We start from the raw sequence: 22,610 nt of genomic DNA, 5'->3' as shown, positions 1-22,610 counted from the left end.
GCCTCTTTGCCAGCGTGGGGAGTTGAAAACAATGCCACCAGTATCGCCCATCCGGGCCAGCCGCGCAGGCGCGCAGCAGGATGTTCAGGCGCCGGAGTTGATGACCGGCCCCGGCTCCGGCGTGCGGCGCCGCTGTACCGGCGCTGCAGCCGGCGCAGGGATCAGCTCGTCACCCTGCTTGCCGCTGCCCTGGCCATCCCCGCCCTTCTTCATCAGTTCCCGCGCGCGCTCGCCATCGACCGGCGAGACCTGTCCCTGCTTGACCACGATGGGGTCGCTCCAGGGACCCGTCACCTTGTATTCAAAACTGAGTGACTTCATCACCGGATTGCGCAGGAACAGCTGCGCCAGCAAGGTACTGACCCCCACCACCGGATTGACCGCCATGGCCACCACCGAGGCCGTGCCCAGGTTGATCTCGGGGATCACCACCACATGCAGGTCCTGGGTTTCCCGGGCGATGTCGGCCGAGCCGCTCATCAGCACCGAGGCCGTCACGCCGGTCATTTTGAGGTTGTCGGTGCTGGCGATGCCCTTGGCGATGCTGGCGGTACCGGCCACGGTGTCGAAGGCGAAACCCTCCGAGAACACGTCCCGGAAGTCCAGCGTCAGCCGGCGTGGCAAGGCCTGCAGGTTGAGCACGCCCAGCAGCTTGGCCGCGCCCGGATCCACCTTCAGGAACTGCCCCGAATGCACATCCATGTGGACCTGTCCGGCCAGGGTCGCCATATCCATCGCATAAGGCGGCGCCTTCCAGCTGAGGTCGCCGTCGAGCTTGCCGCGCCCGCCACGGATGGTGCCGGGATAACCGAAGCGCTCCAGCAGCTTGCCCGCGTCCTCGATATCAAGCGCATAGGTGAAGTTGGAAGTGTGATTGCTGCCGAAGGTGAGCCAGTTGCCCGCCGCCCGGAACTGCGCATCGGGATTGGCCAGCAGCAGGCGGCTGATGCGCCATTCGCGGCCGACAGAGGTCAGGATGTTGCTGGCATCGAGCTCCAGGCGGCCCAGCTTCTTGCCGCCCAGCTCGAACTGCTCGGCACGGATGTCCAGGGCCGGCATCTGCACGTTGTCATCGGTCTTGCCGGTGCTGGCGGGCTGGACCGTGTCGGCCCCCGGGCTGGACTTGGGGATGACCAGCGAGGACAGGCGCGCGGTGACCTTGCCGGCGCCACGTGCGCTGCCGGGTTCGTCCCAGGTCACGGTACCGGCGGCCTGCTGCGACTCCAGGTTGATCTGCCAGGCATTGCGGCGATGCGCGGCTTCCAGGATCAGCTTGTTGAGCTTCTTGCCCATCAGGTTCAGTTCGCCGACACGGGCCGAGACGCTGTCCGGCTCCAGGTATTGGGTCACGTCGGTACCGCCCAGGCGATGGCCGGCTGCCGCGCCGCCGGCGTCCTTGCCGGCCAGGTCATTCTTCAGGGCCAGCCACGCATCGGCATCCAGGCTATCGGTGGCCAGGGCCAGCTTGAGGCCCGAGGCGGGCGCTGGCGCAGGCTGGTTCCAGCCAATGCCGCCGCTGGTGACGCGCCATTCATTGCCCTTGCCCGCCACGCGCTCACGTACATAGCGCGAGGCCACATTCGATCCCAGCGCCACGCGCATTTCTTCTCGTTCGATCAGCGGGTCCGAGGAGCCCAGCGGCAGCAGGTCGAATCGCATCGGCAGGTTGTCCTGGGCGCTCTTGCGCAAGGGCAGCGGCAGGTCCACGCCCAGACCGGCCAACGTGGACTCCACCGTCACCTCGGGCTGGCGCTGGCGCACCGCTACCGTGGCGGTGTAGCGGGTGCCGCCCGAGAAGCGCGCCAGCAGGCGCTGCAACGAAGCATCGGGATATTGCTTGCGCAGGTTGTCGATATTGATGGCACCGTCCAGTCGAACCTGGCTGCTGCCATCCTTCTGGGTGCCGCCGCTGATGGCCAGGCTGTCGCCCAGGAACTGGCCGCGCACGCCATTGAGCGTGAAGCCGTGCTCGTTGAATTCGACCTTGCCGCTGGTGCGATAGATGGGCGGCAGTTCCGGCAACAGGTCCACATCATTGTTGGCGAAATGGAAGGCCCCCTGGGCGCGGGTCTCGATGGCATGGTTCAGCGGCATCTGGAACTTCAGGTCCAGGCGGCCTTCGCCGGTGGCCGTACTGTGTTCCATGACATTGCCGGTCCAGCGCGCTACCGGGCTCTGGTTCACGTATTGCAGGAAGACCGGCATGGAAGCATTGGCTACGCCATCGATTTCCAGCACGGCTTCATGGGAATCAACATCGGCCACGCGCGCGCTCACCGGCCCCAGGCGCGCGCCCAGCGTGCGGGCGCTCTCGGCCTTGATCTCCAGGCGCGTGCGGTCGACACTGATGCGGCCACGTCCCTCTTCCAGCAGGGGCCACTCCGGCTCCTTGCCGTCACGGCCCACATGGCCGGGGGTGTAATTCAGTTTCAAGCCTTCAAAGTCGCCCGCCAGCTGGAACACGCCCTTGGGCTGTTCCCCTGCCTTGGCCGTATGGAAGGGGAAGTCAGCCAGCGCCCCCTTGAGCTTGAACTGCACATCCGTCAGATGGCCGGCCAGCAAGCCCTCGGTCAGCCAGCGGTGCAGCGGCTCGCTCATGCGTTGCGGCAGGTAGCGGCGGATCGCCTGCACATCGAAACTGGTCAGTTCGCCATGCAGGTCGACGCTGCCGGAGGAGCGGCCTTGCAGCGGCATCAGGTGCTGGCCGCTGAGGCTACCGGCCACGCCAGGCTGGGCGAACTGCATCTGGTCCAGATCCACCTGCAGGGTCTGGTCCTTCAGGTATTGCCAGCGCGCCTGCAGCTTGAGGCTGTCAAAAGGCAGGCTGGGCTCGCGGAAGAGATCGGTCGGCAGATCGACCACCATCTGCCGGGCATCGACCTTGACCGAGCCGCCCTTCTCGCTGGCATCGATCTCACCAGTCAGGTTGCTGAAACCGGGGAAGGCCGCCCATTGCGCGCGCGCCTGCTGGGTGCCGCTCTTGCGCGGCTCGACGTGGGCCGGCAAGCCCTTCAGGCCCAGTCCCTTGAACTTGCCGCTGACGCGATAGGAACTCAATTCAGGATAAGTGCCCTGCCATTGCACGGTGAAATCGTGCAGTTCCCCGCGCGGCGCCAGGTCATCCAGCAGCTTGCGCTGGGACGGTGCCAGCGGCAGCCGCGTGGCCAGTTGCGAGAGGGTCTGCAGGTTCAGGTAAGTGGCCTTGACGCTGGTGCGCTCGGCCTTGAGCGGGCTGGCCGGTTCATAGCTCTCGGCAATCGAGGTCGGCGGCAGGACGAAACCGTCCGGGGTCTCGATGGAAAAATCGGTCAGCGTCACCTGGTGGCCATTGGCGCCGAAGGTCGGCACGCCATCCTCGGGGTTGGTCCCCAGGGTTTCACTGGCGGAGATGCGGCCATTGACGCGCTTCAGGGACAGCGGCTCCAGCTGGCGTGACAGGCGCGCATTGAAATCGGTCAAGCCCAGATCGGCGGTGAAGTTGGCGACCTTGGCGTGGTCCAGCGTGAGCCAGGCGCGCACCGAGCCACGGCCGCTGTTGATGGCAATGGGATAGTCCAGCCAGGCGCGCCAGACCGCCAGGTCGGTATTGCGCAGGTCGGCATAGAGCAGGCCCTTCCAGCGGCCGATGTCGGAACTGCGCGCAAAGGCCGGATGGCTGAAGTCGGCCCGCACATCCAGGGGCGCTGCCATGTCCTGCGGCGGAATGGCGCGCAGCGAGAGGCGATGGCGCAGCCAGCGGTTGTGCAGCACCAGGTTGACGTCTTCCAGCACCAGTTCGGGCGCGCGGCGCAATTCGTCATCCCAGCGCAGCTTGCTGTGACGGATCACGATTTCGCGCTGCGACAGCAGCCAGTCTAGGTTGCTGCCGTCGCCTCCCGCCGGTACCGGAATGCCGGCCACGTAGAGCTTGCCGGCAGGATCGCGCCGGATGGCCAGGTCGGCACCCTCGATGCTGAGGTTTTCCAGCCGCAGCGAGGCCACCAGCACGCTGCTCCACGAGAGTGTGGTCGACACGCGCGGCAGGCTCAGGGCGGCTTCGCCCTCTTGGTCGTGCACGGTGAGATTGGTCAGCGAGAGCTGCGGACGCAGGCCGCTCCAGGAGGCCTCGATGGAGTCGATGCTGACCGCGCGGCCGATCTGGTGCGACACCAGGGCTTCGATGCGCGGCTTGTAGTGGCCGATCTCGGGCAGCACCGCATAGCGCAGCACCAGGAACACGGCACAAAAGACGAAGTAAGCCGCCAGCAGCAGCTTGAGGGTGAAACCCAGGACGTGGTGGGTGGCCCGGTTCAGGCGCCGATAGCTGCCCCGTGCAAATCGCCAGCACAGCGCCCAGCGGCCAGGCTTGGGTGCGGCGTTATGTTGTTCTTGGGACATCAGGTTGCAAGGCGGCTCGGCAAAAAATGGAATCGGGCAGGCAGCATGATCGCATGGAAAACCAGCCCATGCCATCTTGGCAAAGGGGCTATGAGGGGCAAAAACGGCGATAAGTTTAAAAAGGGAGGCTAGAATCGCCTGATTCGCTCTTTTTGGCGCTCTTGTTGGCGTGCTTTGTCAGCGCCAAGTCAGTCCGGCTTCAGCCTGCGGTCAGCTTTGCCTGCATTGTCGGCGAGGGCCGGGCAGGACTTGAGCCGGGGAGCGCGGGTTTTCTTCCTTTTACACCTTGTCGTGGAGCTTTGCGGTCTCTTATGCCTGTTCATCATCCTTCCCTGGTCGACGCCTCCACTTCGCGCTACTACACCCGCTGGACTCAAGCCGATCCTGCCCGCCCGGCCCTGGTCGCCGAGGCCGCCGCGTCCCCCATGGACCGCGCCGCCATGCAGCAGCGCCTGGCGCAGGACCTGCAAGCCGGCCTGAGCCTGCCGGCAGCCATGCGGCGTCTGCGCAATCTCATCATCTGCAGCCTCATCACCCGCGACCTCGATGGCCGCGCCGATCTGGCCGAGGTGGTAGCCACCATGACCGGCTTTGCCGACTTCGCCGTGCAAACCCACCTGGGGGCCCTGATGCAGGAACAGACGGCGCTGTACGGCACACCCGTAGGTGAAGAATCCGGCCGGCCGCAGGAGATGATCGTGCTGGGCATGGGCAAGCTGGGCGGGGGCGAACTGAACGTTTCTTCCGACATCGACCTCATCTTCGTCTATCCGGAAGACGGCGACACCCGCGCCGAGGCCGGCCAGAAATCGCTGTCGAACCATGAATTCTTCGTGCGCCTGGGCAAAAAGCTCATCGGCGCGCTGGCCGAGATCACAGAGGATGGCTTCACCTTCCGGGTCGACATGGCCTTGCGCCCGAACGGCAACTCCGGTCCGCTGGTGGCCAGCTTCAACATGGTCGAGGAATACCTGGTGCGCCAGGGCCGCGAATGGGAGCGCTACGCCTGGACCAAGGCCCGGGCGCTGACGGGCACGGAAGAAGACATCGCGACCCTGGAGGCGATCAGCCGGCCCTTCATCTTCCGCCGCTACCTGGACTTCGGCTCCATTGACGCGCTGCGCTCCATGCACGGCCAGATCCGCGCCGAGGTCAAGCGCCAGGAAGCCCTGCACCCCGACCGCAGCAACAACGTCAAGCTGGGACGGGGCGGCATCCGCGAGATCGAATTCACCAGCCAGGTCTTCCAGTTGATCCGCGGCGGACGCGACCCCGAACTGCGCGACCGCTCCACCCGCACCACCCTGCGCACCCTGGCGGCCAAGGAACTGCTGGCGCCTGACGTGGTGGAGCAACTGCTGGACGCCTATACTTTCCTGCGCGACCTGGAGCACCGCCTGCAATACCTCGAAGATGCGCAGACCCACACCCTGCCCGTCAATCCCGACGACTTGCTGCTGGTGGCCAACATGATGGGCTACCCCGACAGTGCGGCGCTGCTGCAGGCGCTGGAACGCCAGCGTGCCATCGTGGCCGCGCAGTTCGATGCCATCTTCGCCGACAAGCAATCAGAAGGTGACAACGAAGGTCCCACCTGCGCCGTGAGCGAGAACGACAACCTGGAAGGCCTCACCGATGCCTTGCGCCTGGTCGGCTTTCCCGAGGAAGACATCGAGGATGGCGCGCGCCGCCTGCACCTGACCTGGCAGTCGCCACGCATGCAAAGCCTGCCCGAGGCCAGCCGCAACCGGCTCAATACCGTCATCAACAATGGCCTGCCGCTGCTGGCGGCGCTGCACTACGACCAGTTGCCGGCACTGGGGCGGCTGCTCGATTTCCTGGAGGCGATCGCCCGCCGCGCGGCCTACCTGGCCCTGCTCACCGAATATCCGTATGCCCTGCAGCGCCTGGTGCGCATGATCGGCGCCAGCGGCTGGGCCGCCACCTACCTGACGCGCCATCCGCTGCTGCTCGACGAACTGCTGGACGACCGCAACCTCAAGGTGGCCTCCGACTGGAACGCCTTTGCCGACACCTGCCGCCGCCAACTGGCCACGGCCGAGGGCGATACCGAACGCCAGCTCGACATCCTGCGCGAATTGCACCACGCCGAACAGTTCCGCCTGCTGGCCCAGGACTTGGAGGGCGACCTGTCGGTGGAAAAGCTGGCCGACGAACTCTCGGCCCTGGCCGACGTGCTGGTGCAGGTCACCATCGAGGCGGTCTGGCAAACCATCGCCCAGCGCCACCGCGAGGTGCCGCGCTTTGCCGTGATCGCCTACGGCAAGCTGGGCGGCAAGGAACTGGGTTATGCCTCGGACCTGGATGTGGTCTTCCTCTACGACGATGACGACCAGGATGCCCCCGGCCTCTACGCCAAGCTGGCCCAGCGCTTCATCACCTGGATGACCAGCCACACCCCGGCCGGCACCCTGTTCGACATCGACATCGCGCTGCGGCCGGATGGGGCCAGCGGATTGCTGGTGTCGCCGGTCTCCTCCTTTGAGAAGTATCAGCTCAATGCTGCGTGGATCTGGGAGCACCAGGCCCTGACCCGGGCGCGCTTCTGCGCCGGGGATGCGGCTATCGGCGAGCGCTTCGAAGCGCTGCGCGAGCGCGTGCTGCGCCAGCCGCGCGACGTGAACAAGCTGGAAGAAGAAGTCATGTCCATGCGCCGCCGCATGCGTGACGCCCATCCCAACCGCAGCATGATGTTCGATCTGAAGCACGACGAAGGCGGCATGATCGACATCGAGTTCATGGTGCAGTACCTGGTGCTGCGCCATGCCTGCGACCATCCGCAACTGACCGGCGACATCGGCAACATCGCCCTGCTCAAGCTGGCCGGCCAGCTCGGGCTGATTGACGCCCTGCTGGCGGCCGAGGCGGCCAATGCCTATCGCCTCTTCCGCAAGCTGCAGCACCAGATTCGCCTGCAGGGCTCGGACCGCGCTCACATCGATGCAATCCGGGTGGAACATGAACGGGCTTGCGTGATCCGGCTGTGGCAGCAGGTCTTCGGCTGATCCACCGGCTGGAGCATGAATGAAAAAGCGGGATGGACCTCAGTGGGTCCATCCCGCTTTCCTTTACGTGCCTGCTTGCCTGTCTACCGGAGGGGCCACAAGGCTTGTGCCTTGCATCCCGGCTCACCCGTTTTCAATACTTGGGCGGCGTCTTCTCTTCGCGGCTGGCACGACGATCGCTGCCGCCATCGCGCGAGGACGAAGAACTCTCGCGATCGCGCGAACGGCCGTTGTCGCGGTTGGCATCACGCTCGCGGGCGCGGCTGCGGTCGCTGTCCTTGGCATCCTTGTCCTTGCCGTCCTTGGCCTTGGCGTCGTCCTTGGCCGGTTCGGCCGCAGGCGCCGGCGGGGTCACGGTCTGGATGCCCTTGGCGGCCATGTATTCATGCATGTCCTTCCAGCCGGTGAAGATGCCGGCCTTCAGGGCCTCGGGATTGCGCTGGTAGCAGTCTTCCAGGCTCTGGCCGGCCTGGCGGCAGCCGGCGCCTAGGGCGATGCCTTCGGCCTTGGCTTCTTCCGGGGTCTGCTTGGGCTTGGAAAAGCTGCTGATGTAGTCGCACGCGGACAGCGAGAAGCTGACGGCGGAAATCAGGGCCAGGTTGGCCAACAGGCGGCGGGCCTGGGATGAGCTTGCTGACATGCGTTCCCTCATTGGGTCGGTTGCTCTTGTTGTGGACAGGCCATGCGCAAACGGACAAAAGGCCATTGCAAGCAGTGCCTGCAACAGCCTTCTGATCCTTTTGCAGGCTGATTGGTCTATTTTCACCTTGGCAAGCAAGCTTGCATACGAGGAAAAGAAGCCGAAACAGCCCTGAAATTGACGCTCCCGGCCAGGCAACCCCGGCCGGTGCGGCAGAACACGCGTCTTACTTGGCGTTGGCCAGGGCGACGGTGGTGTCGAGCATGCGGTTGGAGAAGCCCCACTCGTTGTCGTACCAGGACGACACCTTCACCAGACGGCCGGAGACCTTGGTCAGGGTAGCGTCGAAGTTGGACGATGCCGGGTTGTGGTTGAAGTCCACCGAAACCAGCGGGTCGGTGTTGTAGGTCAGGATGCCCTTCAGGGGACCGCTTTCGGAAGCGGCCTTCAGGATGGCATTGACTTCATCCACGGTGGTGTCGCGCGAAGCCACGAAGGACAGGTCGACGATGGACACGTTGATCGTCGGCACGCGGATGGCGTAGCCATCCAGCTTGCCGTTCAGTTCCGGCAGCACCAGGCCGACGGCGGCGGCAGCGCCGGTCTTGGTCGGGATCATGGACTGGGTGGCCGAACGGGCGCGGCGCAGGTCTTCGTGGTAGACGTCGGTCAGCACCTGGTCGTTGGTGTAGGCGTGGACGGTGGTCATCAGGCCGTTTTCCAGGCCGATCTTGTCATGCAGCGGCTGCACCAGCGGTGCCAGGCAGTTGGTGGTGCACGAGGCGTTGGAGATGACGGTGTCGGAAGCCTTGAGCACGCCGTGGTTCACGCCAAAGACAACGGTCGCATCGACGTCCTTGCCGCCCGGCGCGGAGATGATCACCTTCTTGGCACCGCCCTTGATGTGGGCGCTGGCCTTTTCCTTGGTGGTGAAGAAGCCGGTGCATTCCAGCACCACGTCCACACCCAGCTCGCCCCAGGGCAGCTCGGCCGGGTTGCGCTGGGCCAGCACCTTGATGCGGTCGCCGTTGACGACGATGGAGTCGCCATCCACGGTCACGGTGCCCGGGAACTTGCCGTGGGCGGTGTCGTACTGGGTCAGGTGGGCATTGGTCTTCGGGTCGCCCAGGTCGTTGATGGCGACGATCTCGATGTCGTGCTTCTTGCCGCCTTCGTAGTGAGCGCGCAGGATATTGCGGCCGATGCGGCCATAACCGTTGATTGCTACGCGAATTGCCATGCTCTTCTCCTCAAGTAGTAAAAATCAATGCAAACCGGTAGTCGGGAAAGCGACCAGGCCCTCAGCTTGCCCCTGTTCGGAGCCGCCGATCGGACATGGATCCTTCTTTTCCGGCCTTTTTGTTCAGTTGTTCTTGCCGTCCCTCTTTGCCCTGCTGATCCTGCCGGTCAATCTCGTGGCGCCCTCACCCGCTCAGGAGTGAAGCTTGCGCCAGACGAAACCGATCTCGTCGAGTTCACTGCCATCATCCCAGGTGAACGTTTGTTCATAAAGCCTTTCGGCCCCGAGCGACTCGAAAAATTCCCCGGCGCCTTCGTTCTTGCTCAGCACCCAGGCCATCAGGCCGGTCGCACCGGCACCGATGAGGGTGGCCGCCACATTGGCCAGCAGCCGCTTGCCCAGTCCCTTGCGCTGCTCATCGGGCAGCACGCAGATGGCGGTCAGCTCGGCATCGCAGCCGAAGCGCGATTCGGCCAGGGTCATGCCGGAAGCGAAGCCGATGATCTCGCCCCCGCTTTCGGCCACGAAGGTGCAGGCGGCGTCCGAGGACGCTTCCAGCACCTGCTCCCACAGCTTGACGCTTTCCTCGGGCTTCAGGTGATCCAGGTAGCTGTCGGGCACCAGGCCGCGATAGGCGGCGCGCCAGGCGTCGATGCGCACGCCGGCGATCGACGCCGCATCGCCCTTCCTGGCCCGGCGGAACAGGACTTCTTCAGTCATGGGCACCAGACTGCTCAAGCCAGCACTGCCTTGGCCTTGGCCACCACGTTCTCGACGGTGAAGCCGAAGTGCTTGAACAGCACGCCAGCCGGGGCCGATTCGCCGAAGGTATCGATCCCGACCACGGCGCCTTCCAGGCCCACGTACTTGTGCCAGAAGGCGGTCACGCCGGCTTCGATGGCCACGCGCGGCACGCCGCGGGTCAGCACGGAGGCCTTGTAGGCCGCATCCTGGCGGTCGAACACGTCGGTGGAGGGCATCGACACCACGCGTACGGCGATGCCTTCAGCGGTCAGGGCGTCAGCGGCCTTGGTGGCCAGTTCGATTTCGGAACCGGTGGCCATCAGGATCACCTTGGCATTGGGTGCATCGCGCAGCACGTAGCCGCCACGGGCGATGTCCTTGACCTGGGCGTCGGTGCGCTCCTGGAAGGGCAGGTTCTGGCGCGAGAAGATCAGGGTGCTCGGACCATCGTGGCGCTTGATCGCTTCAGCCCAGGCCACGGCGGTTTCAGTGGTGTCGCACGGACGCCAGTTGTCCAGGTTGGGGATCAGGCGCAGGCTGGAGACGTGTTCCACCGACTGGTGGGTCGGGCCGTCTTCGCCCAGGCCGATGGAGTCGTGGGTGAACACGAACAGCGCGCGGGTCTTCATCAGCGCCGCCATGCGCAGGGCATTGCGGCTGTAGTCGGAGAAGGTCAGGAAGGTCGCGCCGAAGGGCAGGTAGCCGCCATGCAGGGCGATGCCGTTCATGATGGCGCTCATGCCGAATTCACGCACACCGTAGTTGATGTGGTTGCCGCGCTGGTCGGCGCGCACGGCCACCGATTCCTTCCAGTTGGTCAGGTTCGAGCCGGTCAGGTCGGCCGAGCCGCCCAGGAATTCCGGCAGCGCCTGCGCGTAAGCCTGGATGGCGTTCTGGCTGGCCTTGCGGGTGGCGATGGTTTCCTTCTTTTCCAGCGTGGAATTGATGTAGGCGGTCACGGTCGATGCGAACGCGGCCGGCAGCTCGCCCTTGAGGCGACGCAGCAGTTCAGCGGCTTCAGCCGGGTATTGGGCGGCGTAGCTGTCGAAGGTTTGCTTCCAGTTCGCTTCGAAGTCGGCACCGGTGGCCTTGGCATCCCAGGCGGAGTAAACATCAGCCGGGATTTCAAACGGAGCGGAAGTCCAGCCCAGCGCTTCGCGCACGGCGGCGATTTCCTTGTCGCCCAGGGCGGCGCCGTGGACCTTGTCGGTACCGGCCAGGTTGGGCGAACCCTTGCCGATGACGGTACGGCAGCAGATCAGGGTCGGCTTGTCGGCCAGCTTGGCCTGGTGGATGGCGGCGCTGACGGCCTCGACGTTGTGGCCGTCCACGGCCGGGATGACGTTCCAGCCGTAGGCTTCGAAGCGCTTCGGGGTGTCGTCCTTGAACCAGCCTTCGACGTGGCCGTCGATGGAGATGCCATTGTCGTCATACAGCACGATCAGCTTGGACAGGTTCAAGACGCCCGCCAGCGAGCAGGCTTCATGCGAGATGCCTTCCATCAGGCAGCCGTCGCCGACGAAGGCGTAGGTGTAATGATCGACCACCGCCAGGCCGGGCTTGTTGAATTCGGCGGCCAGCAGCTTTTCAGCCAGCGCCATGCCCACCGCATTGGTGATGCCCTGGCCCAGCGGACCGGTGGTGGTTTCCACGCCCGGGGTGATGTGCACTTCCGGGTGGCCGGCGGTCTTGGAATGCAGTTGGCGGAAGGACTTGATGTCGTCCATCGACAGGTCATAGCCGGTCAGGTGCAGCAATGCGTACTGCAGCATCGAGCCGTGGCCGTTGGAGAGCACGAAGCGGTCGCGGTTGGCCCAGTGCGGGTTGGACGGATTGTGGCGATAGTGCTTGGCCCACAGGGCCACTGCGATTTCGGCCATCCCCATCGGCATGCCCGGGTGTCCGGAATTGGCTTTTTGTACTGCGTCCATCGCCAGCGCGCGGATCGCGTTGGCCATCTTGTCGGTGGGGAGAGTGGAAATCATGTCGAGGTCAGTGTTTGCTGTGCTGGGGGGCGCCGCGGGCGCACAAATCGGATGTTCAAGCCAATGCGCCGGCCCGGAAGACCGGGTAACGGCGCGGGCCCGTATTTTACCAGAGTGCGCCGGGGGGATTAAAATTCGGGACCAGCCCCTGACCGGACTGACAACATTTTTCATGGTTTTTTGATCTTCTTCTCCCAGGACCCTGCCCCCATGCCCCGCTTTTACTTCCCGCACCCCCTCGGCATCGGCTCCGCCCTGGTCCTGCCGGAGCAGATTGCCCATCACATCCAGGTACTGCGCCTGCAACCGGGCGATACGGTGACACTGTTCAATGGCGAAGGCGGCGAATACACCGCCAGCCTGAGCACCCTCGAAAAGAAGCGCGCCCATGCCGAAGTGAAGACTTTTTCACCCCGCGAGGCCGAACTGCCCTATGCGCTGACCCTGGCCCAGGCCCTGCCTGAAGGTTCGAAGATGGACTGGATCGTCGAGAAAGCCGTGGAACTGGGCGCCACCGCCCTGCAGCCGCTGGCCGCGCAGCGCTGCGTGGTGCGGCTCTCGGGCGACCGCGCCGAGAAGAAACAGGCGCACTGGCAAGGCATCATCCATGCTGCTGCCGAGCAATGCGGCCGCAATCGCCTGCCGCACCTGGGGGAAGTCACTGACTTCAAACGCTGGATCGCCCAGAGCGACCTGCATCGCCGCATCCTGCTCTCCCCGCGCGGGACCGAGCCGCTGTCAGGCTGGGCGCGCCACCATCCGCCGCAGGCCGTGACTGTCATGGTCGGCCCTGAAGGCGGCTTCAGCGAGGAAGAAGAAGACCTGGCCTGCGCCCAGGGCGCGCTGATGCTGTCCATGGGCAGCCGGGTACTGCGCACCGAGACCGCCGGGCTGGCGGCACTGGCTGCCTTGAATGCGGTGTGGGGAGAGCTTTGAAGAAAGCTTCATCCGGGTAATTTTCCGGCGGCCCGGCCGGTTTCCGGGATTTCCCTCTTTGTGAACCAATGATTCGGCGACCCCGTTGCGGAAATATATAAAAAATTGTATATTGCCGCATGTCCGATCGCAAACCCGTCGAGTTCCGAGGCAGCGCCCTCGATGACCTTCGAGCCTTTCCACTTGAGGCAAGGCGGGAAGCGGGTCATCAGCTGGACCAGGTACAAAACGGCCAGGAGCCGGACGATTGGAAGCCCATGATCACCGTGGGCCAAGGCGTGAAGGAGATTAGGATCCGGGACGCCTCCGGCGCGTTCCGCGTCATTTATATTGCCTAGTTCGCCGATGCCGTCTATGTACTTCACTGCTTCCAGAAGAAGACAGAGAAGACCAGCAAGACAGATCTGGACCTGGCCGCAAAGCGTTACCGCGATTTGTTGAAGGAGTTAGGGCAATGAGCAAGCAACGATTTTCCAGCATCTGGGATACCATCGAGGACACTCCGGAAGCAGCTGAAAACATGAAGCTGCGTTCTGTCCTCATGACGGCACTCAAGAACCACCTCACTCGCACGGAAATGAGCCAGGCCCAAGCCGCCAAGCTCTTCGGGGTGACTCAGCCGCGTGTCTCCGACCTGATGCGAGGCAAGATCAACCTGTTCGGACTCGATGCGCTGGTGAACATGGCCACGGCCGCCGGCCTGCACATTGAAATGCGTGTGATCGAATCTGCCTGAGTATCCCGGGGCTCCTCGTTTGACGACACGCGCGCAGCCGCCTGGGTCTCAACCTTGTTGCCACGGTGAACATACTTGGCATCGACGATCAACTTGCCTGATTCCCGTGCAGGCCGCCACTACGGACGTCCAAGTTCGGCGCACGCCTCCCCATTTTGTCTCGCTGACAAAACTCTTCATTTGCCCTCTTTCAACTTGCCTTCCAGCACTTCACCTCGCAAACCCGCGTAGTGAAGCCTTCTCCCATTTTTCAGCCGTGTGACGGACGAGCTGGCACGCCTCCTGCTTAAAGATATTCAATCTTGTATTCAAGTTTGAATATCCAATATGACCGCCACCCACGCCCTGCAGCAAGCCGCCCCCGAGGCCGCCACGAACACCATTGCCGCCACCCTGGCGGCCTATCGAGAAGGCCGCAGCACACCGGGCAAGGTGGTGGCCGAACTGCTGGCCCGCATCGAGAGCGCCGGACGCGATGAAGTCTGGATCAGCCGGGTGCCGTCCAAACAACTGAAACAACAGGCCGCCGCGCTGGACCTGATGCTGCAGATCAAGGGCGAAGCCGTGCTGGAGAGCATGCCGCTGTTCGGCATCCCCTTCGCCGTGAAGGACAACATCGACGTGGCCGACATGTCCACCACCGGGGCTTGTCCCGAATTCGGCCGCCTGGCCAGCGAGAGCGCCACCGTGGTGCAGCGCCTGCAGGCCGCTGGCGCGCTGCTGGTGGGCAAGACCAACCTGGACCAGTTCGCCACCGGCCTGGTCGGCGTGCGCTCCCCCTACGGCGCGGTACGCAACGCCATCAAGCCGGAATATGTCTCCGGTGGCTCCAGCTCGGGTTCGGCAGTGGCCGTGGCGCTGGGCCAGGTCATGTTTTCGCTGGGGACCGATACGGCAGGTTCTGGTCGCGTGCCGGCCGCCTTCAATCACCTGGTCGGCCTGAAACCGACCAAGGGCCTCATCAGCGCACGCGGCCTGGTCCCGGCCTGCCGCACCCTGGATTGCATCTCCATCTTCGCCCACGACGTGGCCGATGCCTGGCGCGTGCTGCACAGCGCGTCCGGTTTCGATGCCGAGGATGGCTATTCGCGCCGCCCCACCATGCTGGGCGTGAAGCGCCGGGGTTATCGCATTGCCATTCCCGAGCAATGTGAATTCTTTGGCGACAGCGTCGCGCAAGAAGCCTGGGAACGCAGCCTGGCGCAAATCGCCGCCCTCCCCGGCGTAAGCCTGGCGAAGATCCCCTTCGCCCCCTTCAGCGCCGCCGCGCAACTGCTGTACCAGGGCCCGTGGGTGGCCGAGCGCCGCGCCGCGCTGGGCGACTTCTTCCTGGAGAACCCGGAAGCCATCCACCCGGTGGTGCGCCAGATCACCGCCCAGGCCGACGACTACGATGCCGTGGACAGCTTCAACGCCCAGTACCGCCTGGCCGACCTGCGCCGCCAGGCCGAAAACCTGCTCGAAGGCAGCGACCTGATGCTGGTGCCGACTACCACCACCTTCCCCACCATCGCCGAAGTCGAGGCCGATCCCGTGGCGCGCAATGCGCAGCTGGGCCATTACACCAACTTCGTCAATTTGATGGACATGTCGGCCCTGGCCATCCCCGCCGTGTGGCGGCGCGATGGCCTGCCCGCCGGCGTCACCCTGATCGGCCCGGCCGGTGCCGACCACCTGCTGGCCGAAGCCGGCGCACGCCTGCAGCAGCAACTGGGCGGCGCGGCGCAAGCCGATGCCATTGCGGCCGCTCCGCTGCCCTTCAATGAAAGCACCATCAAGGTCTGCGTGGTCGGCGCCCACCTGGCCGGCCAGCCCCTGAACTGGCAATTGCTGGAAGCCGGTGCGCGCCGCGTGGCCGTCACCCGCACTGCTGCCCACTACCGTCTCTACGCCCTGGCAGGTACCACGCCGCCCAAGCCGGGCCTGGCCCGCACTGAAGGCGATGGTGCGGCCATCGCGGTGGAAGTGTGGGAAATGCCGCTGCGCCAGTTCGGCGGCTTCGTCGCCGCCATCCCGGCGCCGCTGGGCATCGGCACAGTGGAGCTGGCCGACGGCAGCAGCGTCAAGGGCTTCATCTGCGAGCCGGCCGGCATCGCGGGCGCGACCGACATCACCCACCACGGCGGCTGGGTCAATTACCTCCATTCGCTGAACTGACACCCTCACCACGGAGCTGCTCATGAAAAAGAACAACCCAACCGCTGTCCACGATGCCAACCGCCGCAGCTTCATCGCCAAGGCGGGCGCCGTTGCCGCCACCGCAGCCATCGCAGGTGCCCCGGCCATCCTGCGCGCGCAGACGGTGCCCATCCGCATCGGCTACTGGCCGGTGGCCGCCGGCCTGCCCTTCTATGCCGCCGTGGAAGCGGGTTATTTCAAGCAGGCCGGGCTAGAAGTGCAAGCCCTCAAATTCGCCGGGGCCCAGCAGGTGATGGAAGCCATGCTGGCGGGCCGCGCCGATGGCTCGGCCAACGGCACCGGGGCCGGCAACCTGGCCATTGGCGAAATCGCCCAGCCGGGCCTGTTCAAGATCTTTGCCACCAATCCCAGCAATGCCAAATACGTCCTGGATGAATTCCTGGTACCCAAGGACAGCCCAGTCAAATCGATCGCCGACCTCAAGGGCAAGAAGGTCGCTTCCGGCCCCGGCATCCAGAACGTCACCTTGGCCAAGACGGTACTCGAACGCGCCGGTGCCACTGGCGCGACCGTAGTCGAACTGCCCATCGGCCAGCACGTCGCTTCGCTGGCAGCCGGCCAGGTCGATGCCGCCTATACGCTGGAACCCACCGGCACCGTGGGCCGCATGAACAACAGCACCCGCGTGCTGGAAGCAGGCGTGATCGCCAAGTACATCCTGGGCGATCCGATGGCCCCCTGGCACGGCGGCGCTGCCGCGCTGACCACCGAATTCATCAAGAAGAATCCCGAACTGGCGCGCAAGTACATCGCCGCCTATGCGCGCGGCATCGAGCTGGTGCGCAACAATCCGGACCAGGCCCGCACTTACCTGAAGGGCTATACCGCCATTGAAGGTTCGCTCACCAATGAAGTGCCGCTGGCGGCCTACATGCTCTACAACGAGTTCAAGCCCAGCGACCTGGCCTACTTCCAGAAGTTCTACGACCTGTTCGTCGAGAAGGGCGTGTTCTCGCAACGCATCGTGGTCGACAACCTGATCTACAAGGGCTGAGGTCATCATGAACGAGACCATCGCTCCTGCCGTGACCGTGGCGCCCAAGCCCGCCGCCCCGGCGTCCACCGGTGCGCCAGCGCCTAAAGCGCCGCGCAAGGCCCCGGCCCTGGGCCGCCTGCTGCCCATCGTCGGCCCCATCGCGCTGTTCGTGATCTGGGACCTGGTGGTGCGCGCCGGCTGGATCAAGGCCATCCTGCTGCCCCCTCCGGAAGCCACGCTCATGGCCATGCTCAAGGGACTGGCCGGGGGACCGCTGCTGCTGGACTTCACCGTCACCGTGATCCGCACGCTGGAAGCCTTTGCCATTGCCGCCGTGCTGGGTCTTCCCATCGGTGTGCTCCTGGGCAGCAACGAGCGTGCTTATCGCAGCGTGGAATTCCTGATCGACTTTTTCCGTTCCACGCCCTCCTCCGCGTTGATTCCGCTGTTCCTGCTGATCTTCGGTGTCTCCGACATCAACAAGGTCGCCATCGCGGCCTTCGGGGCTTTCCTGATCGTGCTCTTCAACAGCGCTTACGGCGTGCTCAATGCGCGCAAGCAGCGGGTGATGGCAGCCAAGGTGATGGGCGCTTCGCGCTGGCGCATCTTCTGCGACGTGCTGATCTGGGAAAGCCTGCAAGCCAGCTTCGTCGGCCTGCGCAGCGCGGTCTCGATGGCGCTGGTGATCGTGATCGTGGCGGAAATGTTCATCGGCTCCGAAAACGGCCTGGGCCACCGCATCATTGATACCCAGCAGGTCCTGAACGTGCGCGAGATGTATGCCGCCATCCTCTCGGCGGGCGCATTGGGCTATGCCCTGAACGTGGTCTTCATCGTCATTGAAAAACGCATCGTGCACTGGAGCGGAAGATGAGCGTCGTGATCAGCCCCAAAGTAGACCTGCCCCCGGAAACGCCCTTCGTTCCCGGGCCGCCAGGCACCCACATCACCATTCGCGGCCTGACCAAGTATTTCGCCGGCTGGCCGCTGTATGAAAACTTCGACCTGGATATTCCCAAGCAGCAGATCGTCTCCGTCTTCGGGCCCAATGGCTGCGGCAAGTCCACGCTCATCAACATGATCGCCGGGCTCATTCCCATCGATGCCGGAGAGATCCTGTTCGATGGCAAATCGCTGGCGCAGACCAAGATCGGCTATGTGTTCCAGAACTACCGCGATGCCATGTTCCCGTGGCTGCGCACCATCGACAACATCGCCTATCCCCTGAAGCTGGAGGGCAAGTCCAAGGCCGAGATCAAGCACCGCGTCGATGAACTGGTGGCGTCCTTCGACGTCAAGTTCGACCTGATGCGCTATCCCTATGAACTCTCGGGCGGCCAGCAGCAGACGGCCTCCATCATGCGTGCCCTGGCACCGGGGCCGGAGGTGCTGTTCCTCGATGAACCTTTCTCGGCGCTGGATTTCGAGATGACGCTCTTCATCCGCGAGAAGCTGCAGCAGGTCTTTTTGCAGACCGGCACCACCATGGTGCTGGTGTCGCACGACCTGGAAGAGGCGGTCTACCTGGCCGACCAGATCCTGCTGCTGACCAAGCGCCCGACGGCGGTGGCAGACATCTTGCATTACCAGGATCCACGGCCGCGCACGGTAGAGACGCTGTCGCAGCCCGGCTTCATCGCGGCCAAGAAACTGTCCATGGAAATTTTCCAGCGCGAAGTGCGCAAGCCGGCGCGTATGCAGGCACCGGGTTCGCTGACGCTGTCCTGATTGCCGTACCGGATCCTGTACAGACTCAAGTACGGAATCCTGCCCGGAAAGAAGTACCGAATTTGTCTCGCCTTGCCCCACCCCAACCATCCACGATCACACTGGAGCAACAACATGCAAAACCGCCGCGATTTTCTGAAACTGTCCGGAGCTGCCGCACTGGGCGCTGCCTTCCCGCTGGAACTGCTGGCCGCAGGCCCGCTGACCGTCGGCTTCATCTACGTCGGCGCGCGCGACGACTTCGGCTACAACCAGTCGCATGCGCAGGCCGCCGCCATCATCAAGAAGATGCCCGGCGTGAAGGTGATCGAGGAAGAAAAAGTGCCCGAGACCGTGGCCGTGCAAAAGACCATGGAAGCCATGATCCAGCAGGATGGCGCGACCCTGCTCTTCCCGACTTCCTTCGGCTACTTCGATCCGCACGTTCTCAAGATTGCAGAAAAATATCCCAAGGTGCGCATCGCCCACTGTGGCGGCCTGTGGACCGCCGGCAAGCATCCGATGAACGTGGGCAGCTTCTTCGGCTACATCGAAGAGTGCGAATACCTCTCGGGCGTGGTGGCCGGCCACATGAGCAAGAGCAAGAAGCTGGCCTTCATCGCCGCCAAGCCGATCCCGCAGGTCCTGCGCAACATCAACGCCTTCACCCTGGGCGCGCAGTCGGTCGATCCGTCCATCACCTGCCACGTCATCTTCACCGGTGACTGGTCGCTGCCGGTCAAGGAAGCCGAAGCTGCCAACAGCCTCATCGACCAGGGTTGCGATGTCATCACCTGTCACGTCGATGGCCCCAAGGTGATCGTGGAGACGGCCGAGAAGCGCGGCATCATGACCACCGGCTACCACGCCAGCCAGGCCTCGCTGGCGCCCAAGGGCTACCTCACCGGTGCCGAGTGGAACTGGGCCACGCCTTATACCGAGATCGTCAAGGCCACGCTGGAAGGCAAGCCGATGATCAACTTCCTGCGCGGTGGCCTGAAGGACGACTTCGTCAAGATGTCGCCCTATGGCGCAGCCGTGAGCGCACCGGCCAAGAAGAAGGCCGACGAGATCAAGGCGCAGATGCTGGCCGGCAAGTTCCAGATCTTCAAGGGACCGATCAAGGACAACAAGGGCAATACCGTGATCCCGGCCGGCACCACCCAGGTCCAGACCGACGTGGCGCTGGAGAAGATGAATTACCTGGTGGCCGGCGTGGTCGGCCAGGTCTGATTGCTGATCCTTGATGCAGGACGGTCTCATGACATCCCTCCCCGCTCCCGGGGTGGCGGCTGCCGCCACCTCGCCCTGGCACCGCTTGCGCTCGGCGCTGCTCAACGGCAGCGCGCCGGCCCTGCCCACGCTGTGCGCGCTGGCCGGGACGCTGCTGCTGTTCGTGCTGTTCCTGCTGGTGCAGGGCAAGCCGGCGGGCGAGGCTTGCCTGCTGATCTTCCAGGGCGCCTTCGGCACCCTGTTCGCCTGGCAGAACACCCTGCAGCGCGCCGCGCCCCTGCTGTTGACGGCGCTGTGCGTGGCCTTGCCGGCGCGCGTGGGCCTCATCGTCATCGGCGGGGAAGGTGCACTGGCGCTGGGCGGACTGGCGGCGGCGGTGATGCCGCAACTGCTGCCGGCATTGCCTTCGCTGGTGATGCTGGCCGTCATGGCGCTGGCGGCGATGCTGGCCGGCGGGCTGTGGATCGCGCTGTGCGGCGCTCTGCGCCAGTGGCGCGGGGTCAATGAGACCATCTCCAGCCTGCTGCTGTCCTATCTCGCCGTGGCCGTCTTCAAGCATCTGGTGGAAGGGCCGCTGCGCGATCCGGCCAGTCTCAACAAACCCTCTACCCTGCCCCTGCCCGATCCTTATCTGGTGGGTTCGCTGCCGGGACTGGAAGTGCATTGGGGCCTGGCCTGGGGTGCGCTGGCCTGCGTGGCGGCCTGGGTGTTCCTGCGCCATAGCGTCTCCGGGTTCGCCATGGGCGTGGTCGGCGGCAACGTCCGTACGGCGCGGCTGGTGGGCTTGCCGGTCAACCGGCTCATCCTGGCGGCCTGCGCCCTCGGTGGTGCGGCAGCGGGACTGGCAGGCATGTTCGAAGTCAGTGCCGTGCAGGGCAGCGCCACCAGTGCGCTGCTGGCCGGTTACGGCTTCTCGGGCATCCTGGTGGCCTTTGCGGCGCGCCAGAATCCGCTGGCCATCATCGTCTGCGCGCTCGTCATCGGTGGCGTGGAAGCCAGCGGCAGCCTGCTGCAGCGGCGGCTGGACCTGCCCGACGCCACCACGCTGGTCTTGCAAGGCCTGCTGTTCTGCAACCTGCTGGCCTGGGAAGCCATTACCGGGCGCCTGTCCGCGCTCAAGCTGCGCTGGCAGCAACAGGCGCAAGTCATCCCCGCCAAGGAGGCCGGCCATGCATGACATCGATCTCACGACCCTGCTGCTGGCCCTCTTCGCGGGCGCCATCCGGGTGGGGACGCCCTTTCTCTTCGTCAGCCTGGGCGAATGCCTGACCGAAAAAGGCGGACGCGTGAACCTGGGCCTGGAAGGCATCCTGGTCTGCGGTGCCATGACCGGTTACGCGGCCTCCTTCTACAGCGGCTCGGCCTGGCTGGGCGTGCTGGCGGCGGGCTGCGCCGGACTCTTGCTGGGCGTGCTGCACGGCGTGGTGTGTTCGCTGCCACGCGTCAACGACATCGCCTTCGGCATCGCGCTCATGCTGCTGGGGACAGGCCTGGCCTTCTTCCTAGGCAAGCCTTTCATCCAGCCGCAGGCACCGATTCTGCCCTCCATCGATCTGGGTGCGTGGAGCAGCAATGATCGCCTGCACCATGCATTGCAGATCAACGCGCTGTTCTTCATCGGCGTGGCGCTCGCCCTGGTGCTGCAGTGGGGCCTGTCGGCCACGCGCTGGGGACTGGCCTTGCGCCTGGTGGGCGACCACGCCGAGACCGCACGCGCGCTCGGTTACCGCCTCACCGGCACGCGCATTGCGGCCACGGCCGCAGGCGGATTCCTGGCTGCCATCGGCGGCGCCTACCTGTCGCTCTACTACCCCGGCAGCTGGAATGAGGGACTCTCCAGCGGCCAGGGCCTCATGGCCGTGGCGCTGGTGATCTTCGCGCGCTGGCAGCCGTGGCGCTGCCTGCTGGCCGCGCTCCTGTTCGGTGCTGCCGGTGCGCTGGGGCCGGCCTTGCAGGCGGTGGGCGTGACCTCCGGCTATTACCTCTTCAACGCGGCACCGTATGCGCTCACTCTCTTGATCATGATCCTCACCTGCCGGCCTGACCGCACGCTCTCGAGTGCGCCGGGCGAACTGAGCCTGACCCGTTAAATCCACTTGCCCCAAGGAGAAACCATGTCCGAACGCTACATCCAGGCCGAACCCTATCCCTGGCCCTATGACGGTGCCCTGACCCCGGCCAATACCGCGCTCATCGTCATCGACATGCAGACCGACTTCTGCGGCATCGGCGGCTACGTCGACAAGATGGGCTATGACCTCTCGCTCACGCGTGCGCCCATCGAACCGATCAAGAAAGTGCTGGCCGCCATGCGCGCCGGCGGCTACACCATCATCCATACCCGCGAAGGCCATCGCCCCGATCTGTCCGACCTGCCCGCCAACAAGCGCTGGCGTTCGCGCCAGATCGGCACCAACGGCGTGGGCATCGGTGACGCCGGCCCCTGCGGCCGCATCCTGGTGCGCGGCGAACCGGGCTGGGAAATCATTCCCGAACTGGCCCCCATGGCCGGTGAGATCATCATCGACAAACCGGGCAAGGGCTCCTTCTGCGCCACCGACCTAGAAATGATCCTGCACACGCGCGGCATCCGCAACATCGTGCTCACCGGCATCACCACCGATGTCTGCGTGCATACCACCATGCGCGAAGCCAATGACCGTGGCTTTGAATGCGTGATGCTCTCGGATTGCTGTGGCGCCACTGACCACAACAACCACCTGGCGGCACTGTCGATGATCAAGATGCAGGGTGGCGTGTTCGGCGCGGTCTCCGATGCGGCCGCACTGATCGATGTGATCGGGGCCTGAC

General features: G+C 64.7%; 16 protein-coding genes and 1 pseudogene. 12 read left to right on the top strand and 5 right to left on the bottom strand.

Going from position 1 to position 22,610, the window contains the following annotated elements; all coding sequences use genetic code 11:
• Positions 1-84 precede the first annotated feature (84 nt).
• Positions 85-4,377, bottom strand: coding sequence for a YhdP family protein (locus ACLRDN_RS06950; RefSeq protein ID WP_413459542.1), 4,293 nt, complete (start codon positions 4,375-4,377; stop codon positions 85-87).
• A 311-nt stretch (positions 4,378-4,688) separates the two neighbouring features.
• Here ACLRDN_RS06950 and glnE point away from each other — a divergent pair, with 311 nt between their 5' ends.
• On the top strand, positions 4,689-7,403 hold the full coding sequence (glnE, locus tag ACLRDN_RS06945) for a bifunctional [glutamate--ammonia ligase]-adenylyl-L-tyrosine phosphorylase/[glutamate--ammonia-ligase] adenylyltransferase (protein WP_413459541.1): 2,715 nt from the start codon (positions 4,689-4,691) through the stop codon (positions 7,401-7,403).
• 133 nt (positions 7,404-7,536) lie between these two features.
• On the opposite strand, the gene ACLRDN_RS06940 is transcribed toward glnE, so the two are convergent.
• The 4 genes from ACLRDN_RS06940 to tkt form a co-directional block, all read right to left on the bottom strand.
• Positions 7,537-8,043, bottom strand: a complete 507-nt coding sequence (locus ACLRDN_RS06940) for a hypothetical protein (RefSeq protein ID WP_413459540.1) — start codon at positions 8,041-8,043, stop codon at positions 7,537-7,539.
• A gap of 226 nt (positions 8,044-8,269) precedes the next feature.
• Positions 8,270-9,283, bottom strand: a complete 1,014-nt coding sequence (gene gap, locus ACLRDN_RS06935; protein ID WP_075257511.1) for a type I glyceraldehyde-3-phosphate dehydrogenase — start codon at positions 9,281-9,283, stop codon at positions 8,270-8,272.
• 192 nt (positions 9,284-9,475) lie between these two features.
• Positions 9,476-10,003 (bottom strand): GNAT family N-acetyltransferase, encoded by a 528-nt coding sequence (locus ACLRDN_RS06930; RefSeq protein WP_198516518.1) that lies wholly within the window; start codon positions 10,001-10,003, stop codon positions 9,476-9,478.
• Positions 10,004-10,017: 14 nt separating this feature from the next.
• Positions 10,018-12,060: a transketolase gene (gene tkt / locus ACLRDN_RS06925; protein ID WP_413460357.1), complete on the bottom strand. Its 2,043-nt coding sequence runs from the start codon at positions 12,058-12,060 to the stop codon at positions 10,018-10,020.
• A gap of 162 nt (positions 12,061-12,222) precedes the next feature.
• On the opposite strand from tkt, the gene ACLRDN_RS06920 reads away from it, so the two are divergent.
• From ACLRDN_RS06920 to ACLRDN_RS06870, 11 genes and pseudogenes are all read left to right on the top strand, one after another.
• Positions 12,223-12,948, top strand: a complete 726-nt coding sequence (locus ACLRDN_RS06920) for a 16S rRNA (uracil(1498)-N(3))-methyltransferase (protein WP_039788649.1) — start codon at positions 12,223-12,225, stop codon at positions 12,946-12,948.
• Positions 12,949-13,067: 119 nt separating this feature from the next.
• A pseudogene (locus ACLRDN_RS06915) lies at positions 13,068-13,406 on the top strand (type II toxin-antitoxin system RelE/ParE family toxin).
• On the top strand, positions 13,403-13,684 hold the full coding sequence (locus ACLRDN_RS06910) for a helix-turn-helix domain-containing protein (protein ID WP_413459539.1): 282 nt from the start codon (positions 13,403-13,405) through the stop codon (positions 13,682-13,684). The pseudogene ACLRDN_RS06915 and the gene ACLRDN_RS06910 overlap by 4 nt, the downstream one beginning before the upstream one ends.
• A 327-nt stretch (positions 13,685-14,011) precedes the next feature.
• Entirely contained in the window at positions 14,012-15,841 is a 1,830-nt protein-coding gene (atzF, locus tag ACLRDN_RS06905; RefSeq protein ID WP_413459538.1) for an allophanate hydrolase, read from the top strand.
• A gap of 22 nt (positions 15,842-15,863) precedes the next feature.
• The gene (locus ACLRDN_RS06900; RefSeq protein ID WP_413459537.1) at positions 15,864-16,877 is read left to right on the top strand and encodes an ABC transporter substrate-binding protein; all 1,014 of its coding nucleotides are present in this window, start codon (positions 15,864-15,866) and stop codon (positions 16,875-16,877) included.
• A gap of 7 nt (positions 16,878-16,884) precedes the next feature.
• Complete coding sequence (locus tag ACLRDN_RS06895) at positions 16,885-17,733, top strand: ABC transporter permease (protein ID WP_413459536.1); 849 nt, start codon at positions 16,885-16,887, stop codon at positions 17,731-17,733.
• Positions 17,730-18,587: an ABC transporter ATP-binding protein gene (locus ACLRDN_RS06890; RefSeq protein WP_413459535.1), complete on the top strand. Its 858-nt coding sequence runs from the start codon at positions 17,730-17,732 to the stop codon at positions 18,585-18,587. Before ACLRDN_RS06895 ends, ACLRDN_RS06890 begins: the two co-directional genes overlap by 4 nt.
• A 114-nt stretch (positions 18,588-18,701) precedes the next feature.
• On the top strand, positions 18,702-19,799 hold the full coding sequence (locus tag ACLRDN_RS06885) for a BMP family ABC transporter substrate-binding protein (protein ID WP_034330116.1): 1,098 nt from the start codon (positions 18,702-18,704) through the stop codon (positions 19,797-19,799).
• Positions 19,800-19,827: 28 nt separating this feature from the next.
• Complete coding sequence (locus tag ACLRDN_RS06880) at positions 19,828-20,976, top strand: ABC transporter permease (RefSeq protein WP_413459534.1); 1,149 nt, start codon at positions 19,828-19,830, stop codon at positions 20,974-20,976.
• Complete coding sequence (locus ACLRDN_RS06875) at positions 20,969-21,889, top strand: ABC transporter permease (protein ID WP_413459533.1); 921 nt, start codon at positions 20,969-20,971, stop codon at positions 21,887-21,889. The genes ACLRDN_RS06880 and ACLRDN_RS06875 overlap by 8 nt, the downstream gene beginning before the upstream one ends.
• 24 nt (positions 21,890-21,913) lie before the next feature.
• Positions 21,914-22,609 carry a cysteine hydrolase family protein gene (locus ACLRDN_RS06870; RefSeq protein WP_252696915.1) on the top strand — a complete coding sequence of 232 codons (696 nt, stop codon included), beginning with the start codon at positions 21,914-21,916 and terminating at the stop codon, positions 22,607-22,609.
• Position 22,610: the final 1 nt, after the last annotated feature.

It is taken from the genome of Herbaspirillum huttiense (assembly GCF_047300815.1).
Lineage (GTDB): Bacteria > Pseudomonadota > Gammaproteobacteria > Burkholderiales > Burkholderiaceae_D > Herbaspirillum > Herbaspirillum huttiense_A.
This window is presented reverse-complemented; position numbering and strand designations above follow the sequence as displayed.

What these genes read in the sequence shown, in the direction of transcription:
- ACLRDN_RS06875 (WP_413459533.1), top strand. Translation starts at nt 20,969, where the DNA reads ATGCATGACATCGATCTCACGACCCTGCTGCTGGCCCTCTTCGCGGGC.
- ACLRDN_RS06930 (WP_198516518.1), bottom strand. Translation starts at nt 10,003, where the DNA reads ATGACTGAAGAAGTCCTGTTCCGCCGGGCCAGGAAGGGCGATGCGGCG.
- ACLRDN_RS06885 (WP_034330116.1), top strand. Translation starts at nt 18,702, where the DNA reads ATGCAAAACCGCCGCGATTTTCTGAAACTGTCCGGAGCTGCCGCACTG.
- ACLRDN_RS06870 (WP_252696915.1), top strand. Translation starts at nt 21,914, where the DNA reads ATGTCCGAACGCTACATCCAGGCCGAACCCTATCCCTGGCCCTATGAC.
- ACLRDN_RS06895 (WP_413459536.1), top strand. Translation starts at nt 16,885, where the DNA reads ATGAACGAGACCATCGCTCCTGCCGTGACCGTGGCGCCCAAGCCCGCC.
- ACLRDN_RS06880 (WP_413459534.1), top strand. Translation starts at nt 19,828, where the DNA reads ATGACATCCCTCCCCGCTCCCGGGGTGGCGGCTGCCGCCACCTCGCCC.
- gap (WP_075257511.1), bottom strand. Translation starts at nt 9,283, where the DNA reads ATGGCAATTCGCGTAGCAATCAACGGTTATGGCCGCATCGGCCGCAAT.
- atzF (WP_413459538.1), top strand. Translation starts at nt 14,012, where the DNA reads ATGACCGCCACCCACGCCCTGCAGCAAGCCGCCCCCGAGGCCGCCACG.
- ACLRDN_RS06920 (WP_039788649.1), top strand. Translation starts at nt 12,223, where the DNA reads ATGCCCCGCTTTTACTTCCCGCACCCCCTCGGCATCGGCTCCGCCCTG.
- ACLRDN_RS06900 (WP_413459537.1), top strand. Translation starts at nt 15,864, where the DNA reads ATGAAAAAGAACAACCCAACCGCTGTCCACGATGCCAACCGCCGCAGC.
- ACLRDN_RS06940 (WP_413459540.1), bottom strand. Translation starts at nt 8,043, where the DNA reads ATGTCAGCAAGCTCATCCCAGGCCCGCCGCCTGTTGGCCAACCTGGCC.
- glnE (WP_413459541.1), top strand. Translation starts at nt 4,689, where the DNA reads ATGCCTGTTCATCATCCTTCCCTGGTCGACGCCTCCACTTCGCGCTAC.
- ACLRDN_RS06950 (WP_413459542.1), bottom strand. Translation starts at nt 4,377, where the DNA reads ATGTCCCAAGAACAACATAACGCCGCACCCAAGCCTGGCCGCTGGGCG.
- ACLRDN_RS06910 (WP_413459539.1), top strand. Translation starts at nt 13,403, where the DNA reads ATGAGCAAGCAACGATTTTCCAGCATCTGGGATACCATCGAGGACACT.
- ACLRDN_RS06890 (WP_413459535.1), top strand. Translation starts at nt 17,730, where the DNA reads ATGAGCGTCGTGATCAGCCCCAAAGTAGACCTGCCCCCGGAAACGCCC.